Origin of the sequence: Streptomyces sp. AK08-02 (assembly GCF_033795085.1) — a bacterium.
In the GTDB taxonomy this organism is placed as follows: domain Bacteria; phylum Actinomycetota; class Actinomycetes; order Streptomycetales; family Streptomycetaceae; genus Streptomyces; species Streptomyces echiniscabiei.
Genome location: NZ_JARAZV010000003.1, coordinates 318,387 through 343,435, shown reverse-complemented (window position 1 = coordinate 343,435; position 25,049 = coordinate 318,387). Strand labels below are relative to the sequence as shown.

24 protein-coding genes and 1 pseudogene are annotated in these 25,049 nt (G+C 70.7%); 15 read left to right on the top strand and 10 right to left on the bottom strand.

Features of this window, described 5'->3' with window-relative positions; genetic code table 11:
• Window positions 1-156 precede the first annotated feature (156 nt).
• From PV734_RS07945 to PV734_RS07910, 8 genes are all read left to right on the top strand, one after another.
• A complete protein-coding gene (locus PV734_RS07945) occupies window positions 157-1,194 on the top strand; it encodes a permease (RefSeq protein ID WP_415924169.1) in 1,038 nt (345 codons plus the stop codon).
• Complete coding sequence (locus PV734_RS07940; RefSeq protein WP_319289077.1) at window positions 1,191-1,943, top strand: TIGR03943 family putative permease subunit; 753 nt, start codon at window positions 1,191-1,193, stop codon at window positions 1,941-1,943. Before PV734_RS07945 ends, PV734_RS07940 begins: the two co-directional genes overlap by 4 nt.
• Window positions 1,944-2,089: 146 nt before the next feature.
• The gene (locus PV734_RS07935; RefSeq protein ID WP_319289076.1) at window positions 2,090-2,734 is read left to right on the top strand and encodes a choice-of-anchor M domain-containing protein; all 645 of its coding nucleotides are present in this window, start codon (window positions 2,090-2,092) and stop codon (window positions 2,732-2,734) included.
• The gene (locus PV734_RS07930) at window positions 2,734-4,416 is read left to right on the top strand and encodes a choice-of-anchor M domain-containing protein (protein WP_319289075.1); all 1,683 of its coding nucleotides are present in this window, start codon (window positions 2,734-2,736) and stop codon (window positions 4,414-4,416) included. The genes PV734_RS07935 and PV734_RS07930 overlap by 1 nt, the downstream gene beginning before the upstream one ends.
• Window positions 4,417-4,522: 106 nt before the next feature.
• Window positions 4,523-6,058, top strand: a complete 1,536-nt coding sequence (locus tag PV734_RS07925) for an anchored repeat ABC transporter, substrate-binding protein (protein WP_319289074.1) — start codon at window positions 4,523-4,525, stop codon at window positions 6,056-6,058.
• Between the two features lie 8 nt (window positions 6,059-6,066).
• Window positions 6,067-7,593 carry a TIGR03773 family transporter-associated surface protein gene (locus PV734_RS07920; protein ID WP_319289073.1) on the top strand — a complete coding sequence of 509 codons (1,527 nt, stop codon included), beginning with the start codon at window positions 6,067-6,069 and terminating at the stop codon, window positions 7,591-7,593.
• Window positions 7,586-8,341: an anchored repeat-type ABC transporter ATP-binding subunit gene (locus tag PV734_RS07915; RefSeq protein ID WP_319289072.1), complete on the top strand. Its 756-nt coding sequence runs from the start codon at window positions 7,586-7,588 to the stop codon at window positions 8,339-8,341. Before PV734_RS07920 ends, PV734_RS07915 begins: the two co-directional genes overlap by 8 nt.
• On the top strand, window positions 8,338-9,210 hold the full coding sequence (locus PV734_RS07910; RefSeq protein ID WP_319289071.1) for an anchored repeat-type ABC transporter permease subunit: 873 nt from the start codon (window positions 8,338-8,340) through the stop codon (window positions 9,208-9,210). Before PV734_RS07915 ends, PV734_RS07910 begins: the two co-directional genes overlap by 4 nt.
• A gap of 63 nt (window positions 9,211-9,273) precedes the next feature.
• On the opposite strand, the gene PV734_RS07905 is transcribed toward PV734_RS07910, so the two are convergent.
• Window positions 9,274-9,663, bottom strand: a complete 390-nt coding sequence (locus PV734_RS07905; RefSeq protein ID WP_319289069.1) for a metalloregulator ArsR/SmtB family transcription factor — start codon at window positions 9,661-9,663, stop codon at window positions 9,274-9,276.
• A gap of 94 nt (window positions 9,664-9,757) precedes the next feature.
• Between PV734_RS07905 and PV734_RS07900 the strand changes: the two genes are divergently transcribed.
• The 3 genes from PV734_RS07900 (at window position 9,758) to PV734_RS07890 (ending at window position 13,258) form a co-directional block, all read left to right on the top strand.
• Window positions 9,758-11,776 carry a heavy metal translocating P-type ATPase gene (locus PV734_RS07900; RefSeq protein WP_319289068.1) on the top strand — a complete coding sequence of 673 codons (2,019 nt, stop codon included), beginning with the start codon at window positions 9,758-9,760 and terminating at the stop codon, window positions 11,774-11,776.
• Window positions 11,773-12,180 carry a (2Fe-2S) ferredoxin domain-containing protein gene (locus PV734_RS07895; protein WP_319289067.1) on the top strand — a complete coding sequence of 136 codons (408 nt, stop codon included), beginning with the start codon at window positions 11,773-11,775 and terminating at the stop codon, window positions 12,178-12,180. Before PV734_RS07900 ends, PV734_RS07895 begins: the two co-directional genes overlap by 4 nt.
• Window positions 12,181-13,081: 901 nt before the next feature.
• Window positions 13,082-13,258 carry a hypothetical protein gene (locus PV734_RS07890; RefSeq protein ID WP_319289066.1) on the top strand — a complete coding sequence of 59 codons (177 nt, stop codon included), beginning with the start codon at window positions 13,082-13,084 and terminating at the stop codon, window positions 13,256-13,258.
• Between the two features lie 37 nt (window positions 13,259-13,295).
• Here PV734_RS07890 and PV734_RS07885 read toward each other — a convergent pair whose 3' ends face one another.
• On the bottom strand, window positions 13,296-15,950 hold the full coding sequence (locus PV734_RS07885; RefSeq protein ID WP_319289065.1) for a glycosyl hydrolase: 2,655 nt from the start codon (window positions 15,948-15,950) through the stop codon (window positions 13,296-13,298).
• 165 nt (window positions 15,951-16,115) lie between these two features.
• Window positions 16,116-16,244 (bottom strand): hypothetical protein, encoded by a 129-nt coding sequence (locus PV734_RS07880; protein ID WP_319289064.1) that lies wholly within the window; start codon window positions 16,242-16,244, stop codon window positions 16,116-16,118.
• A gap of 354 nt (window positions 16,245-16,598) precedes the next feature.
• Between PV734_RS07880 and PV734_RS07875 the strand changes: the two genes are divergently transcribed.
• Complete coding sequence (locus PV734_RS07875) at window positions 16,599-17,390, top strand: hypothetical protein (RefSeq protein ID WP_319289063.1); 792 nt, start codon at window positions 16,599-16,601, stop codon at window positions 17,388-17,390.
• 49 nt (window positions 17,391-17,439) lie between these two features.
• Here PV734_RS07875 and PV734_RS07870 read toward each other — a convergent pair whose 3' ends face one another.
• Genes PV734_RS07870 through PV734_RS07850 form a run of 5 tightly spaced genes read right to left on the bottom strand, consistent with a single transcriptional unit; the run spans window position 17,440 to window position 21,439 of the window.
• Window positions 17,440-18,819 carry a HAMP domain-containing sensor histidine kinase gene (locus PV734_RS07870; RefSeq protein ID WP_319289062.1) on the bottom strand — a complete coding sequence of 460 codons (1,380 nt, stop codon included), beginning with the start codon at window positions 18,817-18,819 and terminating at the stop codon, window positions 17,440-17,442.
• On the bottom strand, window positions 18,816-19,475 hold the full coding sequence (locus tag PV734_RS07865) for a response regulator transcription factor (RefSeq protein ID WP_319289061.1): 660 nt from the start codon (window positions 19,473-19,475) through the stop codon (window positions 18,816-18,818). The genes PV734_RS07870 and PV734_RS07865 overlap by 4 nt, the downstream gene beginning before the upstream one ends.
• Window positions 19,429-20,160, bottom strand: a complete 732-nt coding sequence (locus PV734_RS07860; RefSeq protein ID WP_319289060.1) for a phosphatase PAP2 family protein — start codon at window positions 20,158-20,160, stop codon at window positions 19,429-19,431. Before PV734_RS07860 ends, PV734_RS07865 begins: the two co-directional genes overlap by 47 nt.
• Entirely contained in the window at window positions 20,157-20,762 is a 606-nt protein-coding gene (locus PV734_RS07855) for a phosphatase PAP2 family protein (RefSeq protein ID WP_319289058.1), read from the bottom strand. Before PV734_RS07855 ends, PV734_RS07860 begins: the two co-directional genes overlap by 4 nt.
• Window positions 20,759-21,439 (bottom strand): DedA family protein, encoded by a 681-nt coding sequence (locus tag PV734_RS07850; RefSeq protein WP_319289180.1) that lies wholly within the window; start codon window positions 21,437-21,439, stop codon window positions 20,759-20,761. Before PV734_RS07850 ends, PV734_RS07855 begins: the two co-directional genes overlap by 4 nt.
• A gap of 126 nt (window positions 21,440-21,565) precedes the next feature.
• Between PV734_RS07850 and PV734_RS07845 the strand changes: the two genes are divergently transcribed.
• Together PV734_RS07845 and PV734_RS07840 are read left to right on the top strand one after the other, a co-directional pair.
• Window positions 21,566-21,934: a BlaI/MecI/CopY family transcriptional regulator gene (locus tag PV734_RS07845; RefSeq protein ID WP_319289057.1), complete on the top strand. Its 369-nt coding sequence runs from the start codon at window positions 21,566-21,568 to the stop codon at window positions 21,932-21,934.
• On the top strand, window positions 21,934-22,863 hold the full coding sequence (locus PV734_RS07840) for a M56 family metallopeptidase (RefSeq protein WP_319289056.1): 930 nt from the start codon (window positions 21,934-21,936) through the stop codon (window positions 22,861-22,863). The genes PV734_RS07845 and PV734_RS07840 overlap by 1 nt, the downstream gene beginning before the upstream one ends.
• A 58-nt stretch (window positions 22,864-22,921) precedes the next feature.
• On the opposite strand, the gene PV734_RS07835 is transcribed toward PV734_RS07840, so the two are convergent.
• Both PV734_RS07835 and PV734_RS07830 read right to left on the bottom strand, forming a co-directional pair.
• Window positions 22,922-23,824 (bottom strand): M48 family metalloprotease, encoded by a 903-nt coding sequence (locus PV734_RS07835; protein WP_319289055.1) that lies wholly within the window; start codon window positions 23,822-23,824, stop codon window positions 22,922-22,924.
• Window positions 23,821-24,204, bottom strand: coding sequence for a BlaI/MecI/CopY family transcriptional regulator (locus tag PV734_RS07830; RefSeq protein ID WP_319289053.1), 384 nt, complete (start codon window positions 24,202-24,204; stop codon window positions 23,821-23,823). The genes PV734_RS07835 and PV734_RS07830 overlap by 4 nt, the downstream gene beginning before the upstream one ends.
• 183 nt (window positions 24,205-24,387) lie before the next feature.
• Between PV734_RS07830 and PV734_RS07825 the strand changes: the two are divergent.
• Window positions 24,388-25,029 (top strand): annotated as a pseudogene (locus PV734_RS07825) (hypothetical protein); the annotation flags it as partial.
• Between the last annotated feature and the right edge of the window lie 20 nt (window positions 25,030-25,049).

Sequence of the window (25,049 nt, the reverse complement as noted above, 5' to 3'; positions counted from 1 at the left end):
CTTCCATGAGCAGGGCCGATAGCCGGGTGGATCGTCGGCCGGGGTCCCACATGCCGAGCCGCAGGTGTTCCATGTGGTGGGCCGCCTGGTCGCCGTCGCGGGGATGATCCCGGCATCCGCTAGGTTCGCTCCGGACACCTGACATGTGGAGCTTGTATGCAGAAGACGGATGGCCGGCCCGGGGAAGCGGCGGCGGTCGCCGAGGCCCCTGTGATGGCCGAGGACACCTCCTTATCCGGCTGGCTCCGGTTCTGGGGGCTGCGGTTGTCGGCAGCGGCCGTTCTTCCCGGTGCGGCGGTCATCGTCATCGGCCGGTGGGGAGAGGAGCCAGCCGTACAAGCCTGGCGGACCGTCTGTCTCGCCGTCACCGTGCAGGCGCTGCCGTTCCTGCTGCTCGGAACTGCTCTGTCCGGGGCGATCAACGCCTTTGTGCCGGCTCGGATGTTCCGCCGGATGCTGCCGAAGCGGCCCGTGTTCGCCGTCCCGGTCGCGGGGATCGCCGGGGTCGTTCTGCCTGGCTGCGAGTGCGCGTCGGTGCCGGTGGCGAACAGCCTGATCGGCCGTGGTGTCCCCCCGGCCGCGGCCTTCACGTTCCTGCTGTCGGCTCCTGCCATCAACCCGGTCGTGCTGACCGCCACGGCCGTCGCCTTTCCCGGCAGTCCGGCCATGGTGCTGGCCCGGTTGCTGGCCTCGCTCGCCACCGCCGCAGTGATGGGCTGGCTCTGGCTCTGGCTCGGTCGTGAGGAGTGGCTTCGGCCGGTCGTGCACTTCACCGGGCACCAGACGGGGCAGAGCCGCTGGACGGAGTTCCGACACGGCTTCCAGCACGACTTCCTGCACGCGGGCGGGTTCCTGGTCCTCGGGGCCATGGCGGCGGCCACCTTCAACGTGGCGGTCCCGCAGTCCGTGCTCGACACCTTCTCCGGCTCGCCCTGGCTGTCGGTGCTGTTCCTGGCCGCGCTGGCCATCCTGCTCGCGGTGTGTTCCGAGGCCGATGCGTTCCTCGCGGCCTCGCTCACCGGCTTCTCGCCCCTCGCGCGGCTGACGTTCATGGTGGTCGGCCCGATGGTCGACCTGAAGCTGATAGCCCTTCAGGCGGGCACCTTCGGCCGGGCCTTCGCGGTCCGTTTCTCCGCCGCGACCACGGTCGTCGCCATCCTGTGCAGTGCGCTGATCGGAGGAGTACTGCTGTGAAAAGGCCATTTCAGGTGCTCCTGCTCATCCTCAGTGGCCTCGGCCTGCTGTACGCCACGCTCTTCACCGACCTGTCTCTCAGGTACGTCAAGGAGGGCATGCGCCCGATACTGATCGCATCGGGGGCGCTGCTGCTTCTGCTGGGAGCGGCAGAGGCGTGGTCGTCCTGGTGGCGAGGTGGGGGCGACGAGCACGAGGAGCCTCATGGGCGCGTGGGCCACGACAGCCACGACCACTCCGGTGTGCCCCGTGTCGCCTGGCTGCTGTTCCTGCCGGCACTGAGTCTGCTCTTCTATGCCCCGCCGGCCCTTGGCGCGTACAGCGCGTCCCGCGCGGCTCCCAGGGCCGTCACGGAACAGGAGCACTTCGATGCCCTGCCCGAGACGTCGCCGGTCCCGATGACTCTCACCGACTTCACCCGCCGCGTACGGCAGGACCGCACGCGGGTCATCAAGGGGCGGAGTGTCCGGATGGTTGGTTTCGTCACGCCCGACCAGCAGGGCGACGGCTGGTCCCTGACCCGGCTCGTCCTCAATTGCTGCGCGGCGGACGCCCAGTCCGTGATCGTACGGATCCACGGGACCCCGGCCCTGCCCGCCAACACCTGGGTGTCCGTCACGGGGACCTGGCACCCCGGCGGGAGGCTGGGTACGGAGTCGGCCCCCGTCGCGCTCGACGGCCGTACGGTCAAGAAGGTGGCCCGGCCTGTGAACGGGTACAAGGATGCCCTTCCGCTCACCCCCTCCTGACGGCTCTCGGTCATCCGGTCGGGCCGAACTGTTCCCGAGCGCGGCCGGCCAAGGCGCCACAGCAAACTCATTGCCTCATCTTTTGAAAATGATTATCATCTTGACTGTGTCCAAGGGGGCATGAACATGACCCATGGGGGTTTCTTTTGCGTACCCGCAGACGCCTGCTGACCGTTTCAGGCATCGCCGCCGCCGCGCTCGCCACGGCCGGTCTCAACACTTCCGCCTTCGCCGCCACCACCCTGAGCAGCGGCCACGTCGACGCCCTCGACGCCGAGTGGGACGGCGCCGACCTGCACCTCCACGTCCACGACGAGGAGACCGACACCGAGTACGAGCCGGCCGACGTCACCCTGTCGGTGCAGGCGGCGGCGAAGGTCGCCAACCCGGGCTACGGCTTCCTCGGTGCGGGCAGCCAGATCTGGCTGCTCCCCGACACCGAGGCGGAGGCCGCCGCGGCCGGGGTGCTCTTCCCGGGCATCTCCACTGAGCACCTCACCACTGGGGTGTTCGCCAACGACACCGTCACCTACACCCTCGTCAGCGCCACCCGCGACGGCGCCGCCACCGAGGACTTCAGCATCTACGCGGGCAGCGGCAGCCGCTGGTTCGACAGCAACACCGCGATCACGACCTTCAAGTCCCGGACGTTCGGCGTCGCCACCCACAACCACGCCAACTGGGCCTTCGAGGAGGCCGGTACCTACCAGCTGACGTTCCGTGTCCAGGGCGCGGTCGGCGGTGTCACGGAGTCCGCCACCGAGACGTACACCGTCGTCGTCACCTCGTGATGCGGGCCCTGACGCGCGGCAGACGCGCCTTCACCAGTGCGGCGCTCCTCGCGGCGACCGCGGTGCTCCTGGGCGCGGCAGGGCTTGCCGCCGCCGGCGGCAGCGGGCCTGCCCGCGCCGCCGGCAGTGCCGTCGTCCTCGACGAGGGCGAGTTCGATCTCACGCCCCGAGTGGTCGACGGAAAGCTGGAGTTGCAGATCGATGACCGCGGCAGCGGCACCACGGTCGTGCGTGAGCCCTCCGACGTGGTGTTGCACGCGGTGCAGTCGTCCCTGCAGTCCACTCTGGATCCGGTGGCCGTCGCGCTCGGTACGACCAACATGGACACCTGGCAGCTCAATGGCTGGGAGGCGGAGAACATCTTCGCCCCCGAACCGGGCTGGAACGGCACCCGGGCGGGAGGTGACACCGAGGTCTCGCTGTCCGGATACGAAGGGCCCGGGGACTTCGGCATGGCCTCCTACACCCGGGAGATGGACAGCATGGACGCTCCGGCGATCCCGTACCTCGGCAGCGTCTCCTCCGTCCAGCGCACCTTCACCCTGCCGAGCGACGAGCAACGGCTGCTTCCCGTCTGGCAGTTCACCAATGAGGGCGTCTACCGGCTCACCTTCACGGTGACCGGCGGCTCTTCCACCGACACCGAGACGCTGGCCGTGGTGGTCGGTGACGACGTCGACCCGAACGACGTACTGCCCGGCGACGGCTCCATGCCGACGCCCTCTACGCCATCGACGTTCCCACCGTCCTCCAGCACCGCACCCTCGACCAGCGCGACACCCACCGCACCGGCCGCACACGTCATCGACAACGGTCACCTCGATCTGGCCGCGCGCCCGGTGGACGGCTCGCTGCGGTTCCAGATCAAGGAGGGCACGGCGCAGGACTACGAGTGGTTCGATCCCGAGAAGGTCGTCCTGCACGTGAAGCCCGCGGCCCGGCGGAAGATCCCCGAAGGGTACGGGTTTCTGGGCCCGGTCGGCGGGCCCGTGTGGTGGCTGCCCATCCAACAGGTCGACGGTCTCGTCTGGCCGGGCTGGAGCACCGACCAGTTCAGGAGCTCCGAGATCGACGGCCGTGTCGCCTTCCGGCTCGACGCCGTCCAGGGCCCGGGAGCGGTGAGCATCTTCACGGAGGGCTCGGTCGGCTCGGTGATCATGCACGCCCACAGCGGGGACGGACTGCCGGACAGCTTCGACCTGTCGGTACCGGTCCACCGCCACACCGTGTGGACGTTCGCGCAGGAGGGCGTCTACCGCACCACGTTCACCGTCAGCGCCATCCTCGCTGACGGCAGGAAGGTCAGCGACGCGGAGACGATCGCCTGGGCGGTCGGGGACGACGTGGACCCGTCGACCGTGCAGCCGGGCGAGGGGAGCGAGCCGACCGCGGCCCCGACGGCCACCCCCTCGCCGTCGGCCTCCGCGACGCCGACCGCGAGCCCGTCCTCGGCCCCGTCGCCCTCCGTTTCCGACTCGGTGAGCCCCTCGGCGACGGACTCGGGCTCCGCGTCCACCGGAACGAGCGGAGGCTCGTCGACCGGCATCAGCGGAACCCCGACGACCGGCGGGCTCGCCTCCACCGGTGCGCACGTCGGTGCGATCGCGGGCATTGCCATGGGCGCCCTGCTGGTGGGTGGCGGCGCGGTGTTCCTCGTACGCCGTCGCCGTACCGCCACCTGAAAGCTCCGCGTACGGCGGACCGGCGCCTGGCAGCGACCCGGTCTGCCGTATGCGGCATTCGTCGGCTCCCACAGTTTCCGATCGTGTCGAGAGAAGGAGGAGCCCCATGCGGGGCCACCCCACACGTACTACCATCATCGCCGCGCTGGTCGCGGCGGGCGCCGCTCTGCTCTCCGGGTGCGGTGGGACTCAAGCCGGTTCGTCCGACGCCGAGTTGACGGTGTCGACGACCACCGCGATCATCGCTGATCTCGTTGAGCAGGTCGGCGGCGACCGCGTCGACGTCACCTCGATCGTGCCGCACCACGGCGACCCGCACTCCTATGAGCCCAGCCCCGGTGACGCGGTCAAGGTCGCCAGGGCCGACGTCGTGTTCAGCAACGGCCTGCTGCTCGAAGAGCCCGGGATCATGAAGATGGTCCACACCAACGCCCGCAAGTCCGCACCGAAGATCGAGATCGCCGAGAAGCTGGAGCAGTACGGCGGCACGGTCATCAAGCTGGAGGAGGACCTCGGGCTCGACGTGCTGTGGCTCGGCTGGGCCGTCGAGGGCGCGGTCGAGGGAGACGGCTCCCAGGTGCGTACGACCGCCACGAAGCTGGAAGGGCCCGGCGAGCTGCGCGTGTATCTCACCGACACGCTCGGCAGGCCCAAGGTGTACGTCGACTCTGCCGACGGCCTCGACGACGCCGACTCCTTCGCCCTGCCGCCCGAGGCGCACACCCACGTCAACTGGGCGTTCAGCGAGCCCGGAACGTACCGGCTGACTGTCGCGGGGCAGGCCGAGACCCTGGACGGGCAGACCGAGAAGATCGGCAGCGGCACCTTCACCTTCGCCGTCGGCGACGACGCCGAGGTGCCCAAGGGGATGAGATTGCTCGACGGCGGGCACGCCGACGTGGCGCTCAACGCCGAGACCGGGAAGGTCTACGTCCGCGCCGACGACGCCAAGAGCGGCGAGGCGGCCCGCCTCGCCGCCGACGAGGTGGTGCTGAACGTTCCCGACCGGGCCAGGGAGACCGTGCCGAAGGAGGAGCCGTACGCCTTCCTCGGCGCGGTGGGCGACGAGCTGTGGGTACTGCCGCAGGCCGTGATCGGCAAGCACGTCCACGGCGACCTGGACCCGCACGCCTGGGAGGACGTCGCCAACGCCGAGGCGTACGTCCGGCGGATCGAGGCCGAACTGATCAAGGCCGATCCGGACGGCAGAGCGGCGTACGAGAAGAACGCCGCAGCGTATCTGAGGACGCTCGGGGCCCTCGACGAGGAGGTCGCCGGGAAGCTCGCCGCCGTGCCGGAGCGGAACCGCAAGCTGATCACCACCCACGACGCCTTCGGATATCTCGCCGAGGCGTACGGCATGGAGGTCGCGGGCTTCGTCGTGCCCGTGCCGAACCAGGAGCCGAGCGCGGCCGAGGTCGAGAAACTCGGCAACACCATCCGGGATAAGCAGGTCCCCTCCGTGTTTCTGGAACCGAACCTCGCAGCGCGGGCCGACGTGCTGCGCCGGGTCGCCGAGGACGAGGGGGTCGGCATCTGCACGATCTACGGCGACTCGTTCGACGACCAGGTCGACGACTACGTATCGATGATGCGGCACAACGCGACAGAGCTCGCCAAGTGCCTGGGGGAGAACGCCTGATGAGGGGCATGCGGAGAGTTCAGCGGGGCGCCGTGGCGGTGGTCCTCGCGGCCACCCTGACAGGGGGCGGGGCCGCCGTCGCGGACGGCGGTACGGCAGCGGGCCCCGGCCCGGGCCTCGGCCGGATCGCCTACGCAGACGGCATTCTGACCCTGGATCCGGCGGACCGGGCCCATGTGATCGAGGTCGGTGACGCGCGCGTCGTCGATACCTCGGCACCCGGGTGGGACACCACCGGCGTACCCGAGGGCGCGGTGGACGGGGACACCCTGCGGTGGTCGCTGATCGGGCTCGACGGCCCCGGTGACCTGAAGGTGTACTCGGCCGGGAAGGAAGAGGCCGACGCCGGAGCCCAGGAGGCGCCGCTGTTCGACAGCGCCGACGACCTGCCCGACGAACACGAACTGCCGGCGGGCCACCAGGGCGACACACGCTGGGAGTTCAGCGAGAACGGCACGTACCAGGTCATCTTCACCGCCGAGGCCACGGCCGCGGACGGGCGTGAACTGTCCGTCGGGACCGTGTACACGGTGGTGGTCGGGGACACGGAGGGCGGGCAGAACCCGGCCGGCAACGAGCCGGCTGCCGAGGAGACTCCCGTCGCGGGAACATCCGAGGAGGCGCCGACCCCGGCGGTGGACGGCAAGGCCGTGACGGAGTCGGCCCGGACCGGGCCACGCACCGCTCTGGCCGCCACCACGGCCTCCCTCGACGCCGTGTCCGACAGGAAGGTCCTCGACGAGGGACACATCGACTTCGCCGCCCGCGTCGTCGACGACAAGCTGCGGATCCACCTCAAGGACGGCACGGTCTCCGGGAAGACCACCTGGCGCGAGCCCTCCTCCGTGGTCCTGCACGTCAAGCCCGCGGCCAGGAACACCCTTCCGGACAGCGACGAGTTCTCGTTCCTCGGCAAGGGCGGTGACCCGGTGTGGCTTCTCGACCAGGTGCAGCAGGAGGGGCTGCTGTGGCCCGGCTGGTCGACGGACAACATCGAGGCCGGGGCGGCCGAGGGGGGCGTGGAGTTCTCCCTCACCGAGGTCGAAGGTCCGGGTGCCTACGCGCTCTACACCTATGACGCGATGTCGGGCGCGAACATCCTGTTCAACAGCAAGGACGGAGTGCCGGACTCCTTCGACGTGCCCGCCAACACGCACGCACACGGCGGGTGGGCGTTCACGAAGGAGGGCACGTACCGGCTGACCTTCAAGATGAGCGGCACGCTCGCGAACGGCACGAAGAGCTCCGACACGGAGACGGTGACGTTCGTGGTCGGCGACACAGACCCGGGCACGGTGGCTCCGGGTGACAACGACTCCGGTTCCTCGGCAACCCCCGATTCCTCGGCCACGGCAGGCTCCACGTCCGACTCCGGTTCCACGGGCAGCTCTTCGACGCAGGACTCCGCCGACGGCTCGATGGCCTCCACCGGCGCGGGTCAGGCCGTACTCCTGGGCGCTGCCGCCGCCGCGCTCACCGTGGTGGGTGCCGTGTCCTTCCTGGCCGCCCGGCGCAGGAGGACCGCACGTGGCTGACGGCTTGGCAGACAGGGCGGACCCGCTGCTGCGGGTCACGGGCGCGACCGTCGTCCTCGGCGGCAGAACCGCCCTGGAGCGGGCTGACCTGACCGTCGGCGCCGGGGAACTGGTCGGTCTCATAGGCCCCAACGGCGCAGGCAAGACGACCCTCCTGCGCGCTGTGCTGGGGCTCGTTCCGCTGGCCGGAGGCGAGGTGGCCGTCGAGGGCAGGACCGGTCGGCCGGCCGGGCGAAGCATCGGCTACGTGCCCCAACGCCACGAGTTCGCCTGGGACTTCCCCATCGACGTCGCGGGCGCGGTCCTCACCGGCCGCACCCGGCAGCTGGGCTGGCTACGCCGCCCGGGGGCGGTGGACCGCGCGACGGTGGACGAGACGCTGGAGCTGACCGGGCTCACCCAGCTCCGCCGACGCCCGATCGGTGAGCTGTCCGGCGGCCAGCGGCAGCGGGTCCTGGTGGCCCGAGCCTTGGCCGCCGGCCCGCGCATCCTGCTCCTCGACGAGCCGTTCACCGGAGTCGACGTACCCACCCAGGAGCTGCTGAACGAACTGTTCGGCCGGCTGGCGGCGGAAGGCAGGGCGCTCCTGATGACCACCCACGACCTCGCTGCCGTCGCCCGCACCTGCCACCGGGTGGCGCTGATCAACCGTACGGTCGTCGCCGAGGGCGGCCCCGAGCTCCTCGCCGACCCCGCCCAGATGCTGCGGGCCTTCGGCCTCGACCGCGCGATCGGAGCCGAAGCATGATCGAGTTCTTCACCGACCCCTGGCAACTGCCCTTCATGCAAAGGGCGTTCGCCGTCGCCGCGATCATCGGCCTGGTCTGTGGCGTCGTCGGCGTGTACGTCGTGCTGCGTGGCATGGCGTTCATCGGCGACGCGGTCGCCCACTCGGCCTTCCCGGGCGTCGCCCTCGCCTACGCCTTCGAGGGCAACCTCCTGCTCGGCGGAGCCACGGCCGGGATCATCACGGCCGTGCTGATCGCCTTCGTCTCCCAGAACCGGCGGCTGAAGGAGGACACCGTCATCGGCGTCTTCTTCGCCTTCGCCTTCGGTCTGGGCATCGTCCTGGTCTCCACCAGGGACAGCTGGACGACGGACCTGTCGTCCTTCCTGTTCGGCCAGGTGCTGGCGGTGAGCGCGTCGGACGTGTGGACCGTGGCCGCCATCGGCGCCGTGCTTGTCCTCGTCGTGCTGGCGATCGGCAAGGAACTGGTTGCCGTCAGCCTCGACCGCGAGACGGCGCGCGCGGCGGGTCTGCCGGTGTTCCGCCTCGATCTGACCCTGTACGTCGTCGTCACCACGACGATCGTGATGTCCCTGGAGGCGGTCGGCAACATCCTCGTCCTCGCCCTGCTCATCACCCCAGCCGCCACCGCCCGCATGCTCACCGAACGGCTGTGGGCCATGACCCTGCTGGCCTCGCTCATCGGCTGCGCGGGCAGCATCGCGGGTCTGTACGTCTCGTACGCCTACGACCTCGCCGCGGGAGGCTCGGTGGTCGTGGTCCTCACTGGCCTGTTCGTTCTCACCTGGTGCCTGGCTCCCCGCCACGGGCTCCTCGCGAAGGTGCTCCAGCGCCCGGACGGGGCCACCCCGGCTGGGAGCGTCGTCTAACGGGTCGCCACGAGCGTGCAACTGTTGCCGTCGCCACAACTCTGCCTACCACCACAACCCTGCCTAGTGCCGGACCGTGGCCGGTGCCGTTTCGGCCGCAGGGGCGTCGCGCAGGCCGAGCCGCAGGTGTTCGACGTGGAAGAGGGCCTGTTCCAGCAGCTCGGCGACGTGGTTGTCGTAGAGGGCGTAGACGATGGAGCGGCCTCGGCGTTCTCCGGTGACGAGCCCGAGATTGCGCAGCAGGCGGAGCTGGTGGGAGCAGGCGGAGGCTTCCATTCCCACGGCCTCGGCGAGGTCGCCGACCGCGCAGGGGCCTTCCTGGAGGCGGGCCAGGATGTACAGCCGCGAAGGGGTGGCCAGGGCCTGGAGGGTGGCGGCGACGTCGGTGGCTCCCGCCGCGTCAAGGCGCTCGCGGGGGCTGGCGTGGTGCTCGTTGTCGGCTCCGTGACCCATGCCGCCCATCCTACCGACCACACATGAAGACCTGTTCAGATATTCATGTACGGTGGAGGTGTCGCCGTCTTCCGCCCTGAAGGGTTGTTTCGTCGTGCCTTCCGACCTGATCCAGCGGCCCGAACAGGCAGCTCCGGCCGCCACCCGTGCAACGCCCAAGCGCCCTACCGCGCCGAAGCGCCGTACGCGGATGTTCGCCCTGGCCGAGGCTCGCTGGGCCACGGCGGCGCTGATGTTGTTCCTGATCGCGCTGCCGCTCCAGCTGGCCGGCGCACCCGCCTGGTGGTGGGGCCCGCTGTACGCCGCCGCCTATGTCACCGGCGGGTGGGAGCCGGCCTGGGCGGGGCTGACGGCGCTGCGGGAGAAGACGCTGGATGTGGACCTGCTGATGATCGTGGCCGCGATCGGCGCGGCCTCGATCGGGCAGGTGATGGACGGCGCTCTGCTGATCGTCATCTTCGCCACCTCCGGCGCCCTGGAAGCCCTGGCGACCGCCCGCACCCAGGATGCGGTCCGCGGCCTGCTCGACCTCGCCCCGGCCGGCGCTACCCGGCTGGCCGACGACGGCAGCGAGTCGACGGTTCCGACCGAGGACCTGGTGGTCGGCGACACCATCCTGGTCCGCCCCGGCGAGCGGGTCGGCGCGGACGGCCGCGTCCTGGAGGGGGCCGGCGAGGTGGACCAGGCCACCATCACCGGGGAGCCGCTGCCGGTCGCGAAGGAGCCCGGTGACGAGGTCTTCGCCGGCACTCTCAACGGCACCGGCGCGTTGCGCGTCAAGGTCGAACGGGACGCCTCGGACTCGGTGATCGCCCGGATCGTGGCCATGGTCGAGGAGGCTTCCGCGACCAAGGCACCCACCCAGCTGTTCATCGAGAAGGTCGAGCAGCGGTACAGCCTGGGCATGGTCTTCGCGACCCTGGCCGTTTTCCTGATCCCCTTCGCGTTCGGTGCGGACCTGACCTCCTCGCTGCTGCGGGCGATGACCTTCATGATCGTGGCCTCGCCGTGCGCCGTGGTCCTGGCGACGATGCCGCCGCTGCTGTCGGCGATCGCCAACGCCGGACGTCACGGCGTCCTGGTGAAGTCCGCCGTGGTCATGGAGCGTCTCGGGCAGGTCGACGCGGTCGCCCTGGACAAGACGGGCACCCTGACCGAGGGCACCCCTCGCGTCACCACCAGCCGCCCTCTGCCCGGCTCCGGGCTGACCGAGGACGCCCTGCTGGCGTTGGCAGCTGCCGCCGAGCACCCCAGCGAACACCCCCTGGCCCGCGCGATCATCGACGCCGCCCGTGCCCGCCACCTGGCCATCGCGGGCATGCGGGACTTCACCTCCGCCCCCGGTGTCGGAGTCACCGCCACCGTCGAAGGGCACACGGTCGCGGTCGGAGCCCCCGCTCGCCTCCTCAACGCCAACTCCGCCAACGACGATGCCTTCTCGGCCCGCGCCGCCGAGGCCGCGGCGGACTTGGAGAACGGCGGCCACACCGCCGTCCTGGTCCTGCGCGACAGCATCCCGGTCGGGGTGCTGGGCATCGTCGACCGCCTGCGCCCCGACGCCGCCACCACAGTCGCTTCCCTGTCCGCGCTGACCGCCAACACCCCGATCGTGCTCACCGGCGACAACCCCCGCGCCGCCGCCCGCCTGGCCGCCGAGGCCGGCATCACCGCGGACGATGTCCACGCCGGCCTCCTGCCCCAGGACAAAGTCGAGGCGGTACGGCGCCTGGAGGCCCGTGGCCGCAAGGTGCTGGTCATCGGCGATGGTGTCAACGACGCCCCCGCGCTGGCCGCCGCCCACATCGGCATCGCCATGGGCCGCGCCGGCTCCGACCTCGCCCTGGAAACCGCCGACGCCGTCATCGTCCGCGACGAACTCGCCACCGTCCCCCAGCTCATCGCCCTCTCACGGGCAGCCCGCCGCCTGGTCGTGCAGAACCTGGTCATCGCCGGAGTGTTCATCTCCGGCCTGGTCATCTGGGACCTGGTCGGCCATCTCCCGCTGCCCCTCGGCGTACTGGGCCACGAGGGATCGACCGTCATCGTCGGCCTCAACGGTCTGCGCCTGCTGAGCGACGCCGCCTGGAACCGCACCACCCAGGACCCGCGATGAGCCGCCACAGCAAGAAGGCCACCCCCGCAACAGGAGCGCCCCGGCCCGTCATCACCGTCTGCCGCGGCTGCTGCTGCGGCACACCGGCCAAGGTCCCACGGCAGGACCACGAAGCCCAGCTCACCGACCTGCGCACCCAACTGGCCGGAGTCGCGATGGTCCGGCGTACCGATTGCCTGGATGCGTGCGAGCGCGCCAACGTCATCGTCATCCAGCCCTCCGCCGAAGGCCGCAGAGCCGGCGGACGCCCGGTCTGGCTCGGTCAGGTCAACGACCCCGAAGCCGCTGCCGACATCACCACCTGGGTCAGAAATGGCGGCCCCGGTCTCGCCGAGGCGCCCGACATCCTCGACCTCTACACGTTCAGCCCGTCCCGACGCGTCCGCCACGAACTCGAAGACTGACCAGCCCCGGCCGGGGCGCAGCCGTGGCACCCCACGTCAGCCGATCGGGCCGACGCGCCAACCGCACCTCCGGTCGTCTGCGTCGCCTTCGTCGTGGACACCTTCTCCCGCGGCATCGTCGGCTGGTTCGCGGCAACCACCAAACACGCCGAACTCGTCCCGGCCGCCCTGGAGATGGCGCTCTGGCAACGCGACAGGACGGGCACTCCGCCGCGACAGGGGGAACTGGTCCATCACTCGGATGTGAGTCCGGGCAATACACCTCATTCACGCTCGCCGAACATTTGGACCGCGACGGCATCGCGGCATCTATCGGATCGGTCGGCGACGCGTATGACAAGCTCCTGCCCCTTCGGCTCGGGTCGGCCCGGGCATACGGTGAGGCCCTCCGCTTCTCCTCGGGCGACGGGAACCGAACTGCGGCCGAGGGCGTCTCAGTGACGTTCTGTGGCGTAAAGGGAGTGGCCAGATGATGGAGGACTGCAGACGGGGTCGAGGATCCTGGACCTCGCTCGCGGCTGCCCTGGTCACCCTCTCCTGTCTTCTGACCGCTTGCGGAGGCAGTGCCGACGATCCGGAAGCGGACTCGGCGCCACCGCGTCCTTCTGCCAGTCCACCCACCGCCACCCCCTCGGAAAGTGGCCCCGGCACGCCGGGAATCCCCAGCTCGCCCGCTGTGACAAGGTCGACGCCGTCGACACGAGCCCCGGCCCCTCATGGGACAGCCTCCAAGCCCCCAGGGTGCGTCGCGGGCTCCACCACTGTGGCCGTCAGCCCTGGGGACGTGATCGAGCAGCGACTCTGTGTGCGGCCTGGGACGGTGGTGTCTCTCGTCCTGAAGCCCCGTACGGACGACAGGCGGTGGACGGCGGTACAGAGCTCTGCTCCGATCTTCGCCCTTGTGTCCGAGTGGCAACTGAAGGCGGACGGCTCGGCCCGCGCCTCGCTGCGCTGTGCGGGCACCCGGGGCGGTACCGCGAGGATCACGGCGACGGCGAAGGCGCCGGACGTGGCGGGTGCGGCGCGCGTCGCCTTCACGCTCGACGTGAGTGTGGTGCCGTATACGACGCAGGGGTGACCCCGGAAACCGGGGTCACCCCTGCGACCTTGCTATGTCACTTACAGTCGCTCACCTTGATGGTGTAGATGCCTCGGCCGTGGGTGGCCGCGTACAGCGTCCTGCCGTCGGGGCTCAGCTTCAGCTGGAGCACGGCGACGGCCGGGAGGTTCCCGACGCGCTGCCAGGTGGTGCGGCCCGGCGCGCGGTAGACGACGCCGAGGTCGGTGGCGACGGCGAGGCCGCCGTTCGGTGTGACGACCGCGGAGTTGGTCGGCACGTCGGGGAGGTTCTTGGAGATGTCCTTCCAGGTGGTGCCGCCGTCGGTGGACTCGAAGACGTGGCCGACACCGGCGCCGGGGCCCTCGGTCCAGTGCCGGGAGAAGCCGTTGACCTCCAAATACACGTGGTTGGCGTTCTTCGGGTCGACGGCGAAGCCGCTGAGGTAGCGGTTGGGTACGGTGCCGTCCGCGCCGGTGGCCGGGAGGGTGATGTCGTGCCAGCCGGTGCCGTCCGCGTTGCCGACGGAGATGCCGCGGGCGAAGCCCTGGTTGTTGCAGGGGCCGCACCAGGCCGCGTAGACCTTGCCGCCCGAGGCTGCGACGGCGGTGGCGGTGCGGCCGACGCCGAGGTCGTACACGCTGGTCCACTCGTCGCCGCTGCGGATGGCGTAGCCGTGAGTCTGCACCCAGATGTGCCGGCCGCCCGCGATCCAGGTCGAGCTGTTCTTCATGTCGGCCGTGATCGGGGCGATGAAGCGGGCCTCACCGGTGGCGTTGTCGGCGGGGGCTACGTTGTACGAGGTGATCTTGCTCGGGTCGGTGACCCAACTGCCGTCGTTCACCGCGCAGTTCTGGGTCACCTGGATCGCGAGGTAGACGTACTCCTCTGCGATGTTGCAGCCGTTGGCCGGGTCAGTGAGAGTGTCGCCGCCGTCGCCGCCGAAGTTGGAGCCCATCACGCGGTCGTTGCTGCGCAGGATCGACTGGCCGTTGTCCTGCAGGCCGCCAGTGACGGAGACACCACCGTAGGTGAGGTCCTTGCCGGCGCCCACGGAGAAGTACTGGAGGGTGTCGATGGTGCCATCGTTGAGCGAGGCCCAGTCGGTGGCGTGCCCAGAGGCGTCCTGAGAGCCGTTCAGCGGGCGCTTGTAGACACCGCCGTCGTTGCCGACGTAGACGAAGCTCTTGCCGTGGTAGCTGCCGATCGCGACGCCGTGCTGGTCGGGGTGGGTGGTCTGGTTGCAGTCACCCGTCTGCTTGGTTGGGTCGATGCTCCAGCAGGGGAAGCCGAAGTTCCAGTACGGGCCGACGGCCGACCAGGTGGCGCCGCCGTCCTTGGACTCGTGGACCTCCTCCAGGCCCGCGTACACGTGCTGCGGGTCGTTCGGGTCGACGGTCAGGAACTGGTTGTACCAGGACTGCACGCCGGGCATGTAGCCGCTGGAGGTAAGCGCCGAGCCGTCGGCGGCCAGCTGCGTGTAGTCGGCGACCTTCGTCCAGGGACCGAACGGCGAACCGGCGCTGTAGATGCCCTGAAGGCCGCTGTCGGGGTTGGCGGCCATCTGCGCGGGCGACTCGTCGATGGCGTAGTAGCGCGAGCCGTCGGTGGAACGGGCGAAGGTGACCGTGCCGACATTGGCGGCGTCGGTCGGCAGATCACCGAAGCCGCTGGTGATCCGCGTCCAGGTGCCGTTCGTCTTGGTGTAGAAGCCGTTGTAGTCGTCACCGCTGCGCCAGCCGACCGCGAGGACCACCTTGGAGGGGTCCTTGGGGTCGATCGCGATGTCGTTGGTGATGTTCTTGTATGCGGCCGAGGGGTCGTTCGCGAGTGAACCGCCGGGCAGATAGGCGGGGTTGGGCGCGAACTCCAGCTTCCAGGCGCCCTTCAACGTCTTCGTGGAGTGGCTCCACACGCCCTCACTGGTCGCCGCCCACACCTTGCCGGCGCCGAAACGCAACTGGCGGATGGTGGTGGATTCCAGCTCGTCGCCGCCGACCCGGCTGCGCGTGGAGAAGGTGCCGTGGTGCGGATTGGACAGGACGTAGACGCCGCTGCCGAGGTAGGCGTCGGCATTGGTGTTCGCCTCACCGGTACCCAGCCACAGGCGCCCGCCGCCGTCGAGCGCGAGCGCGCCGGTGGACTGCGCGGGCAGCTTGTCGCTGATGGGCTGCCAGTGACCGCCTCCGGACCTGGACCGCCACACCCCGCCGCCAGCGCTGCCCGCATAGACGTATCCGTCGTTGTCGGCGGCCATGGCGGCTATTCGGCCGGTCACATTGCCCGAACCGCCGCTGGAGTTGGAGTCGTAGTCGCGGTAGCGCGGGTCGTCGGAGTTGTACGGCAGGTTCGTGATGTTGCGCCAACTGCCGCCCGTGCTCGGCAGGTTGGTCAGGCTCGTCCAGGCGGCGCCGTACGCGCCCGGTGTGACGATGCCGGGTGAGGTGCGGGCCTCGGCGTACTGGTCCGCGCCCTCGGCTATCTCGTCGGCCTCGTTGCCGTCATCACCGCCGCCATCGTCCTCCGCCTTGGCCTTGGGGGTGATGGCGTCCACCGACTGGGCGCGTTCGGCGGCGAGTTGGGCGAGTGCGCGGGCGCCGAAGGGGCTACTGTTCCCGCCGGGCGCGGCGCCGGCGGGTATCACGACGAGTGCGGCGGATGCGGTGATGGCGCAGATCGTGAGCCATCGTCTCTTACGGGTGAGTGCTGACACCAGGTCCTCCGAAGAACGGGTAACGGGTGGTCATACAGCCGTCGCACAGAACCCGACCACCGGCGGCAGGAGGCGTCCGCCACTTGGATAGCCTTTGACCAGAACCTGCCACTGCCCATGGCCGGAAGCCGACCGGTTCATCGCGCCTTCATCGGGGATGCCGGTTCAGAGGGCTGCGGTCCGCGAGCGGGCAGCGGTTGGCAGCACACCGGCGAGGGCCAACGCGATACCGCCGGAGATCAGCAGCGGGAGGTGGCCGTCGACGCCCCGGGCGAGCCCGGCCCAGACGCTCATGCCGATGCGATGTTCGGTGAATCCCTGGTGGAGTGGTGTGGGTTGGCGAAGGACGTGGAGGACGTGAACCGGTAGGCGACGCCGATGTACATGGCCACGGCCCCGCACTGAAAGATCACCCAACCCGCTGAGCATTCGGGTGGTCGGCTGCTTGCCTCCTGCTTCTCGGCCGTTGTGGCAGCGTCGGGAGATCGCCGGTATCACCCGCCGCGCGCCGCTGACCAGCCCATCTGCCGCCACGTTCAGGTTGTGTTCAGGCTCGGGCTGGCCTTGGGCAACTCGGGCACCAGAAGCGCCAAAGCTCTGGCAAAGGGGTCTGGGGCAACCGCTGGGCAGCGTGCCATCGTGCCTGTCATGACGACAGATCACCTCACTCACGATCGGCCTTCGCGCCGCGCACGACATGCGGCGAGCAAGGTGCCGGAGGTGACCGTCTACTTCTGGATCATCAAGGTGCTGACGACCGGCATGGGCGAGACGGCCTCCGACTGGCTGGCCCACCTGTTCGGCCCGATCCCCGCGGTCGGCCTCGGCGGCGTGGCCCTGGTCGTCGCTCTGGCGGTGCAGTTCGCCGCCCGCCGGTACGTCGCCTGGATCTACTGGACGGCGATCGTCATGGTCAGCGTGTTCGGCACGATGGCCGCCGACGTCCTGCATGTCGGCCTCGGTGTGCCGTACATGCTCTCGACGCCGTTCTTCATGGTCGCGCTGGCTGCCGTCTTCGCCCTCTGGTACCGCACCGAGGGCACCCTGTCCATCCACAGCATCCACACTCGGCGCCGCGAGATCTTCTACTGGGCCGCCGTGCTGGCCACTTTCGCGCTGGGCACCGCCGCTGGGGATCTCACCGCCACGATCGGCTTCGGTTACCTGGGTTCCGCCGTCCTGTACGCCGCCGCGATCGCCGTTCCGGCCGCCGCGCACCGCTGGGGTGGCCTGAACGCGGTGACCGCGTTCTGGGCGGCGTACGTCATCACCCGCCCGCTCGGTGCGTCCGTCGCCGACTGGATGGCCGTCGGTCACGGCAGGGGCGGGCTCGACCTGGGCTTGGGGCCGGTCACGCTGTCCTGGACGGTGGCGATCCTTGGCTTCGTCGGCTATCTGGCCGCCTCTCGCAGGGACATCCGGCACGAAGTCGCGCCGTGATTGGCCCTGACGGGTCGTGATATGCCGGTGCCGGCGTGTGGGGCTGCCGTCAGCCGGCGGGCAGGCTGACGACGAATCGTGCCCCGGGTTCGTGCCCGGGGTCGTGCGTCACGTCGCCGCCGGCGGATCGGGCGAGGCGTCGTGCCAGGGGCAGTCCGAGGCCCGCTCCGTGGTGTCCGTCGCCGGGATCGGCACGTTGACCGGGTTCGAAGAGTTGTCCGGTGAACGAGGGCGGTACGCCGGGGCCGTCGTCGGTGACGTCGATGCGTACGCCGTCGGGTGTGCGGCAGGCGCGGACGGTGATGCTGGAGTGGGCGTAGCGGCAGGCGTTGGCGAGGAGTGGGCTGGCGATGCGTTCGAGGAGGGCGGGCGGGACGCCGACGGTCAGGTGTGGGCCGTCGGCGGTGAGCGTCAAGTGGCCTGGTACGTCCAGGGCTTCGGTGAGGTGGTGCAGCGTGGGCAGGACCTCGGCGGTGCCCGGAGCTGTGAGCGTGTTGCCCCTGGCGTCGTCCAGGAGGGTGTCGCAGATGGTGCGCATGGATTCGGCGGCGTCCGCGATGACCTGGTGGGTGGCGCGGGTCTGGTCGGTGGTGCGGGGGCGGGTCTGCCACCAGTCGAGTTCGGCGATGATCCGGCTCAGGGGTGTCCGCAGTTCGTGCGAGAGTTCCCCGGTGAGCTGCCGTTCGTGGCGCAGCAGGGTGCGGATGCGGTCCAGCAGGGCGTCCAACGACGTGCCGAGGCGGGCGAGTTCGGCCGGGTGCCGCATGCTGGCGAAGCGTTCTTCGGAGGCGACGGCGCTCCACTGGGTGGCCTGGTCGGTCATCGTGCGGACGGGACGCAGCGCGCGGCCGACCGCCAGCCGGGTCAGTGCGTAGGTGCAGGCGAGCATCACGGTGTCCAGGGCGAGTGATCCCAGCAGCAGGGTGTCGGCCGAGCTGCGGTAAGGGGAGAGGTCGAGCGCGGTGACCACCGTGGCCTCGCTCCTGTCGCCAGGCAGTGGCTGGGAGCACAGCCGCAGGGGGCCGTTGACGTCGACGGTGACGCACCGCCGTCCGCCGCGGCCGGCGAGTGCGTCGGCGAGGCGGGTCAGGGGGCCGGCGTTCGGTGGTTCTTCCAGCAGGTGTCGGTCGGCGTAGATCCACACGTTGGTGTCGAGGAGGTCGTCGTGGGAGGTCTCCAGGACGCGTACGGTCGTGCCGCTGGTGTCGATGGTCGTCGCGACGGCGGCGGCGCGGGTGCGCAGCTCGTCGTCCGCCTGGTGCTGGAGGCGGCGTTGGGCCACGGCGTTGAAGGCGATGGTGAGGACCAGCATCAGCAGTGCGGCCGTGGTGAGGGCCACGAGGGAGAGCCGGCCGCGCAGGGTGCGGGGTGCGAGACGGTGGAGGATGGCGGCCACCGCGGTTCGTGGCCGTTGGCGGCTGCCGCTCATGTCAGGCGGTGGCCGATGCCGCGGACCGTGGCGATCGTCCGGTCGCTGTCGCCCTCGCGCAGCTTGCGGCGCAGCCGGGTCAGGTACTGGTCGAGGGTGTTGTCGCTGACGTGCGCGCCCTCGTGCCAGCCCGCCCGGACCAGTTCACGGCGCCGCACGACCCCGCCGGACGCGGCCATCAGTTCCGCCAGGAGGCGGAACTCCGTTGGTGTCAGGGCGACTTGAACGCCGCGTACGGTGAAGCTGTGCCGGACGGCGTCGAGGACCAGGTCTCCCGCTGTGGCGGTCGGCGGGGCGGTCCGTTTGAGGGCTGCCCGCAGGCGGGCGGCGAGTTCGGCGAGGTGGAAGGGCTTGGGGAGGTAGTCGTCGCCTCCGGCGGAGAACCCGGACAGGCGGTCGGTCAGGCGGTGGTGTGCGGTCAGGAAGATGACGGGGGAGAGGAATCCGTTCGCGCGCATCGCCTGGCACACGTCCCGTCCGTCGGCGTCGGGCAGCCCGATGTCGAGTACGGCGGCGGAGATGCCGGCGGTGGCCAGCCGCAGGGCGGTGGCGCCGTCCGGCGCGGGCACGGTGTCGAAGTCCTCGTCGCGCAGCCCGCGCATCAGCACATCACGCAGGGCGTGATCGTCCTCGACGACCAGGATCGTGTGGCGCATGGTCCTCCCCCTTCACTGTGTCGAGTCCGTCGCTCCGGACGATCAACCGCTCGGGCATCCAGCAGGATGCGGCCCCCACCCACAGTCCCAGCCAGCCCAGGGCGAACAGCCAGCCCCCGACAACGTCGGTGAACCAGTGGACCCCCAGATAGACGCGGGTGAGCCCCACCAGGACACCCCAGCCGCCAATCACCAAGGCGAGAGGGGTTCCGCCACGCGGACCGCGCACGAGAACGGCGATGACGAGCAGGCCGGCGCTGAGGGCCGACGTGGTGGTGTGACCGGACGGGAACGCCCACCCCGAGGCATGCGTCTCCCAGTCGATGCGGGGCGGACGGACCCTGCCGACGACCTCCAGCAGCACCTGCCGCAGCGCCTGGCCCGTCCCGAGGCAGGCCAGACAGAACGCGACGGCCGGCACGCGTTGCCGCCAGGTGCGCCCGGCGATGATTCCGGCCAGCAAGGCCAGCGCGTACGGGACGAAACCCGTCCCGGTCGCGGTCACAGCTCTGGCGAACGCCACAGCCACATCCGGCCGGTGCCCGACGGACCAGTTCAGAAGGGTGTCGTCCACGGACAGCGGCGCGCCGTCGTACCCCACGACGAACACGGTCAGTACGCCGAACGCCGTCCACGCACCCAGGCCGCACGTGCCGGCCAGCTCGGTGACGTCGCCGCGCCTCATGACGCCACCAGCAGCGGACGCAGACGGGTGGCCGTGATGCGCAGAGCCACGGCCTGCGGATACCGGCGCAATACGGTCATCGCGAGAAGCGATACCACAGCGCCCACCACAACTCCTGCCACCACGTCGTGGGGGTAGTGCACGCCGACCCAGACCCGCGAGAGGGCCATCGCGCACGCGGCCACCACGGCGACCCTGCCGAGCCGGCGGGAGACGAACAGCAGGGCGACCGCAGCGGCGGCGGCGATCGCCGCATGGTTGCTGGGGAAGGACCAGTCGCCGGGCGCCGGACAAGCCTCCAGCGTGCTCACGTGCAGGCTGCGGCAGGGGCGGTCCTCGCGCACCAGCAGCTTCAGCCCCGCGTCCACCCCGAAGGCCACGACCACGACCAACGGCACGGCGAGTGCCATCACCGAGGCTACGGCGCCCTCCCGCCGGGCACGCCACCAGCCGAAGAGCATGAGCACCCCGAACAGCGCGAGCCCGTAGGTGGACCAGGCCGACACCGCATCGTCGAGCCAGGAAGGAGAGCGGAGGGCGAGGTTCACCACATCGGTGTAGGCCCAGCCGTCGATCGACGAGCCGTCGAGAGCGAGGATCATCCGCGTGCCTCCTTCGCTTTTGCCCTGGCCTTCGCGGCCCGGCGCGAGCGCAGCACCTCGCCGGCCACCGGGATCAGCGACAGGGCCACGATCACCGCGACGATCGGCAGCAGATACCGGTCCACGTTCGGTACGGAGGAACCCAGCGCGTATCCCGCCAGCGTGACACCCAGGCTCCACACCAGCCCGCCGGTCACCTGCCAGACGGTGAACGTCCGCACCGGCACCCCCAGCGCGCCCGCCATCGGGTTCAGGACCGTACGCACCACCGGAACGAAGCGGGCCAGCACGATCGCCTTCGCGTACCCATAACGCTCCAGCAACTCCTCCGCACGTTTCGCGCCCTCGTGCAGACGGGCCGAACGGCTGCGGGCAAGCAGGGCGCCACCCGCTCTTCGGCCCAGGAGATATCCGCACTGTGCGCCGGCCAGCGCCCCGATCGCCGCGGCGACCAGGAGCGGGGCGAGCGACAGCTTCAGGCCGCGGTCGGCGGCGCCGGTGCACAGCAGACCGGCCGTGAACAGCAACGAGTCGCCCGGGAGGAAGAAGCCGATCAGCAGCCCGGTCTCGGCGAACAGCACCACACCCACGCCCAGCACGCCGAACGCGGACAGCAGGGACCGGGCATCCAGCACGTTGACGGCGAGCTGCGACGATAGGTGCACGGCTGTGGTCATCATCGAGAGCCCTTCATGCTGCTTCCGGACGGTCGGGTGCGGCGGAGCGACAGCACCCGACAGGCGACTACAATTCTGTAGACGGTCTACTGAACTGTAGACGACAATGGAGTGAGGACCGTTCCCATGACCGACGTGAGGGACGAGCGGCGGCCGGCCGGTGAGCTCGAAGCCGCCGTCATGGCCGTGCTGTGGACCGCCGGGGCCGCGCTCACGCCCGGACGAGTGCGGACCGGGCTCGGCTCCGGCCTGGCCCGTACGACGGTGACGACGATACTGACCCGTCTGCACGAGAAAGGTGTCGTCAGCCGCGAGCGACACGGCCGGGGCTACGCCTACTTGCCCGTGCAGGACGCTCCTGGCCTGACCGCCCGGCGCATGCACACCGAACTCGACCGGGACACCGACCGCGAGACGGTCCTGGCCCGCTTCGTCGCCCAGCTCAACCCCGGCGAAGAGCAGCTCCTGCGCCGCCTCCTGGAGGGCGACGAGTGATGACCGCACTCCTGCTCGTACCGCTGCTCCTGCCCTTCCTCGCGCCGACGCTCGCCCGCCGAACCCTCGACCGCGTGGCCCCCGCCACCGCGCTGTGGATCCTCACCGCATCGGCTCTGGCACTGGCCGGAGCCTGCGTCGCCGCACTCGGCGCCCTGGTCCTGACCGGACTCCTCAAACTCCCCGCCCTCGCCACCCTCGGCGAACTCATCCACCCCCTGCATACCCCCTCGGACCAACTCGTCCTCCCCACCGCCGCCGCGGCCACCGGCGTACTCACCCTCAGCGCACTGACCCTCGCCCGCTCGGCCTTCCGGCAGACCCGCGCCTTCCGAACCGCCCGCACACAGGCCGACCGCCGTCCCGCCGCGGGCGACCTGTGCGTCGTCGACTCGCCCCACCCGGACGCGTACGCCCTGCCCGGACGGCCCCACCGCATCGTCGTCACCACCGCGATGCTGCGCAGCCTCGGCCCCGCCGAGCGAGAGGCCCTCTTCGCCCACGAACGTGCCCACAACTGGGCCGGCCACCACTACTTCCTGGCCGCCGCCGAACTCGCCGCCCACTGCCACCCCGCCCTGCGCGCCGTCCGTGACACCATCCGGCTCGCCGCCGAACGGGCCGCCGACGAGACCGCCGCCACCGCCGTCGGCGACCGACGCCTGATCGCCACGGCCATCGCACGCGCCGCCCTCGCCGGCCACGCCTCCCCCTCCACCCGCCCGGACTTCGCACCCGCGGCGACGACCGGCCCGGTTCCGCAACGCGTCGCCGCCCTTCTCGCACCGTCCCCGGCAGGTTCGCGCACCAGGCGCCTTACCGCATCGCTTCTCGTCGCCTGCACGGTCCTGTCCGTCGCCGCCGGAACAGCCGGCGTCGTCGACTTCCACCGCCAGGTCGAGATCGCCCAGGGCAAGGAAAGTCCCTGACCGGTCCAGCCCCGGCGGACCACCGCCTGGGGTTCGACCTGCCCCCGCGTGATCAGCCTCAGGCGAGAACCGGCTCCAGCAGCCGGAGCAGGTCGCCGGTGGCGTCGGCGGCGCCCAACGCGGTGAGGGCGCCGAGAGCCAGCACGGTCGCCGCCAGCGGCCACAGTCGCGGCGGCGGGTCGGCCTGGAGGGCGGCGATGCGGCGGGTGACCGCGCGGTCGGTGAAGCCGAGTGCGTCCGACGGCTCCCGGCATCCGACCGTGAGTGCTGCCCGGGCGAGAGCGCGGGCAGTGGAAGCGCGGTCCCCGACCACCGCGGCAGCCCGCTCGTCGGCCCAGCGTTCCACGAGGAAGGCGACCGTGTCCCGGACCGGGGCGAGGAGCGGGTTGGCCGCGCAGGCGAGTGTCACGGCGGTGCACAACCGTGCGTGGCGGTGGGTGAGGTGCGCACGTTCGTGGGCGAGCAGGACCCGGCGCTCCTCGGTCGAGAGGGAGCCGAGCATGGTGCTGGTGACCAGGATCCGGCCGGGTGAACCCGCGCTTCCGGGGATGGCGAAGGCCATGGGGGCGGAGGAGGCGGCCACGATCAGTTCGGTGTCCGACGGCTGCCCCTCGCACAGCAGCCGCAGGGCCCGGCGGGTGAGGTACTCGGCGCGGGCGGCTCTGAAGAACCGGTGGGCCAGGACGAGGAGCAGTGCGCACGCGGCGAAACCGACGACCTCGGGTACCGGCTCGGGAAGCCGGAGGCCGTCCTCGCGGGCGTCGGCGACGACCGGGGGAGCGGCGTCGAGGAGGGTGACGGCCAGCAGGAGCAGGGACCATGTGGTCGCCACCGCGCTCACGACGGCGGTGCCGGCCAGCACACGGGCGGCGAGCGCGGGTGCGACCCGGCCGCCGATCAGCGGACCGATCCCGGCCAGCAGGAGCGACAGCAGGAAGGGGGTGTAGACGTCGACTCTCACCGTTCCTCTCCCCCCAGCAACTTGCGCAGCGCCCGCTCCTCCTCGGTACTCAACCCGGTGACGAACTGCTGGAGCGCCGCGATGGGGTCCGGGCCCCGGTCGAGAGCCTCGTGCATGGCCTGTGCGGTCAGCTCGGCGGCGTCCTTGGCCGGCCGGTAGGCGCCGCGCCGCCCGTCCGCGTCGCGCAGGACGAGCTCCTTGTCGTACAGGCGCTTGAGGATGGTGTGCACGGTGTTGTAGGCGAGGTCGCCGCCGAGTTCGGCCTGGACCTCCGCCGGAGTCAGCGCCCGGTCCGCCGCCCACAGCGCGGCGAGCACCTCGCTCTCCAGCTCACCGGCGTTACGCCGTTCGGCTCTGCCCCGCGGGCCCGTGCCAGCCATGACTGAAACCTTACAGCGTGTAGGGGCTTCTCGGTCCGAGGGATTCACCGGAACCCTACAGTCTGTAGGGTGGACTGGGACCCTACAGGCTGTAGGGGTTGGGAGAGAGTGATGAGCGACGGGCCGCAGGCCACGGACAGTGCGCGCGTCTCGTCGGCCGGTCCGCGTCGCTTCGGTCCGCCGATGGCCGTCCGTTCCGCCCGGCGGTCCCGGGGCGAGGTGGCGCTCGCGGTCGTGGCCGGCGCCTTCGCTCTGGCCCAACTCCTTCTCGTACGGCCGGGGATGGGCCTCGGCTGGGACGAGTTGGTCTACGTCAGCCAGGTCGCCTCCCACTCGCCGGCCTCGTTCTTCAGCGCCCCGCGTGCCCGTGGCGTCCCACTGCTGGTGGCGCCCGTCGCCGCTGGGTCGTCGTCCACCGCGCTGCTGCGGATCTACCTGGCCGTCCTGTCCGGCCTCGCCCTCTTCCTTGCGCTCCGTGCCTGGCGGGGCCTCTTCCCCGCCCGGGTGCTCGCGACCGCGGGCGCTCTGTTCGCCAGCTTGTGGGTGACGCTGTTCTACGGCCCGCAGGCCATGCCCAACTACTGGGTCGCCGTCGGCGCCCTGGCCGGCACGGGCTGCTTCCTGCGCGCTCAGGCGAACCGTTTCGACCGCACGGCTCTGTGGGGCGTGGGTCTGAGCACGGCCCTGATGGCTTGGATGCGCCCCACGGACGCGGTCTGGGCGACCCTTCCCCCGCTCGTCCTGCTGGTGTGTGTACGGGGGTGGCGGCGTCCCGCGCTGCTGATGGCACCGGGCGGCGGCCCGTCCGGCTACGCCCGTTCCTGGACCCCGCACCGGGTGGCCGG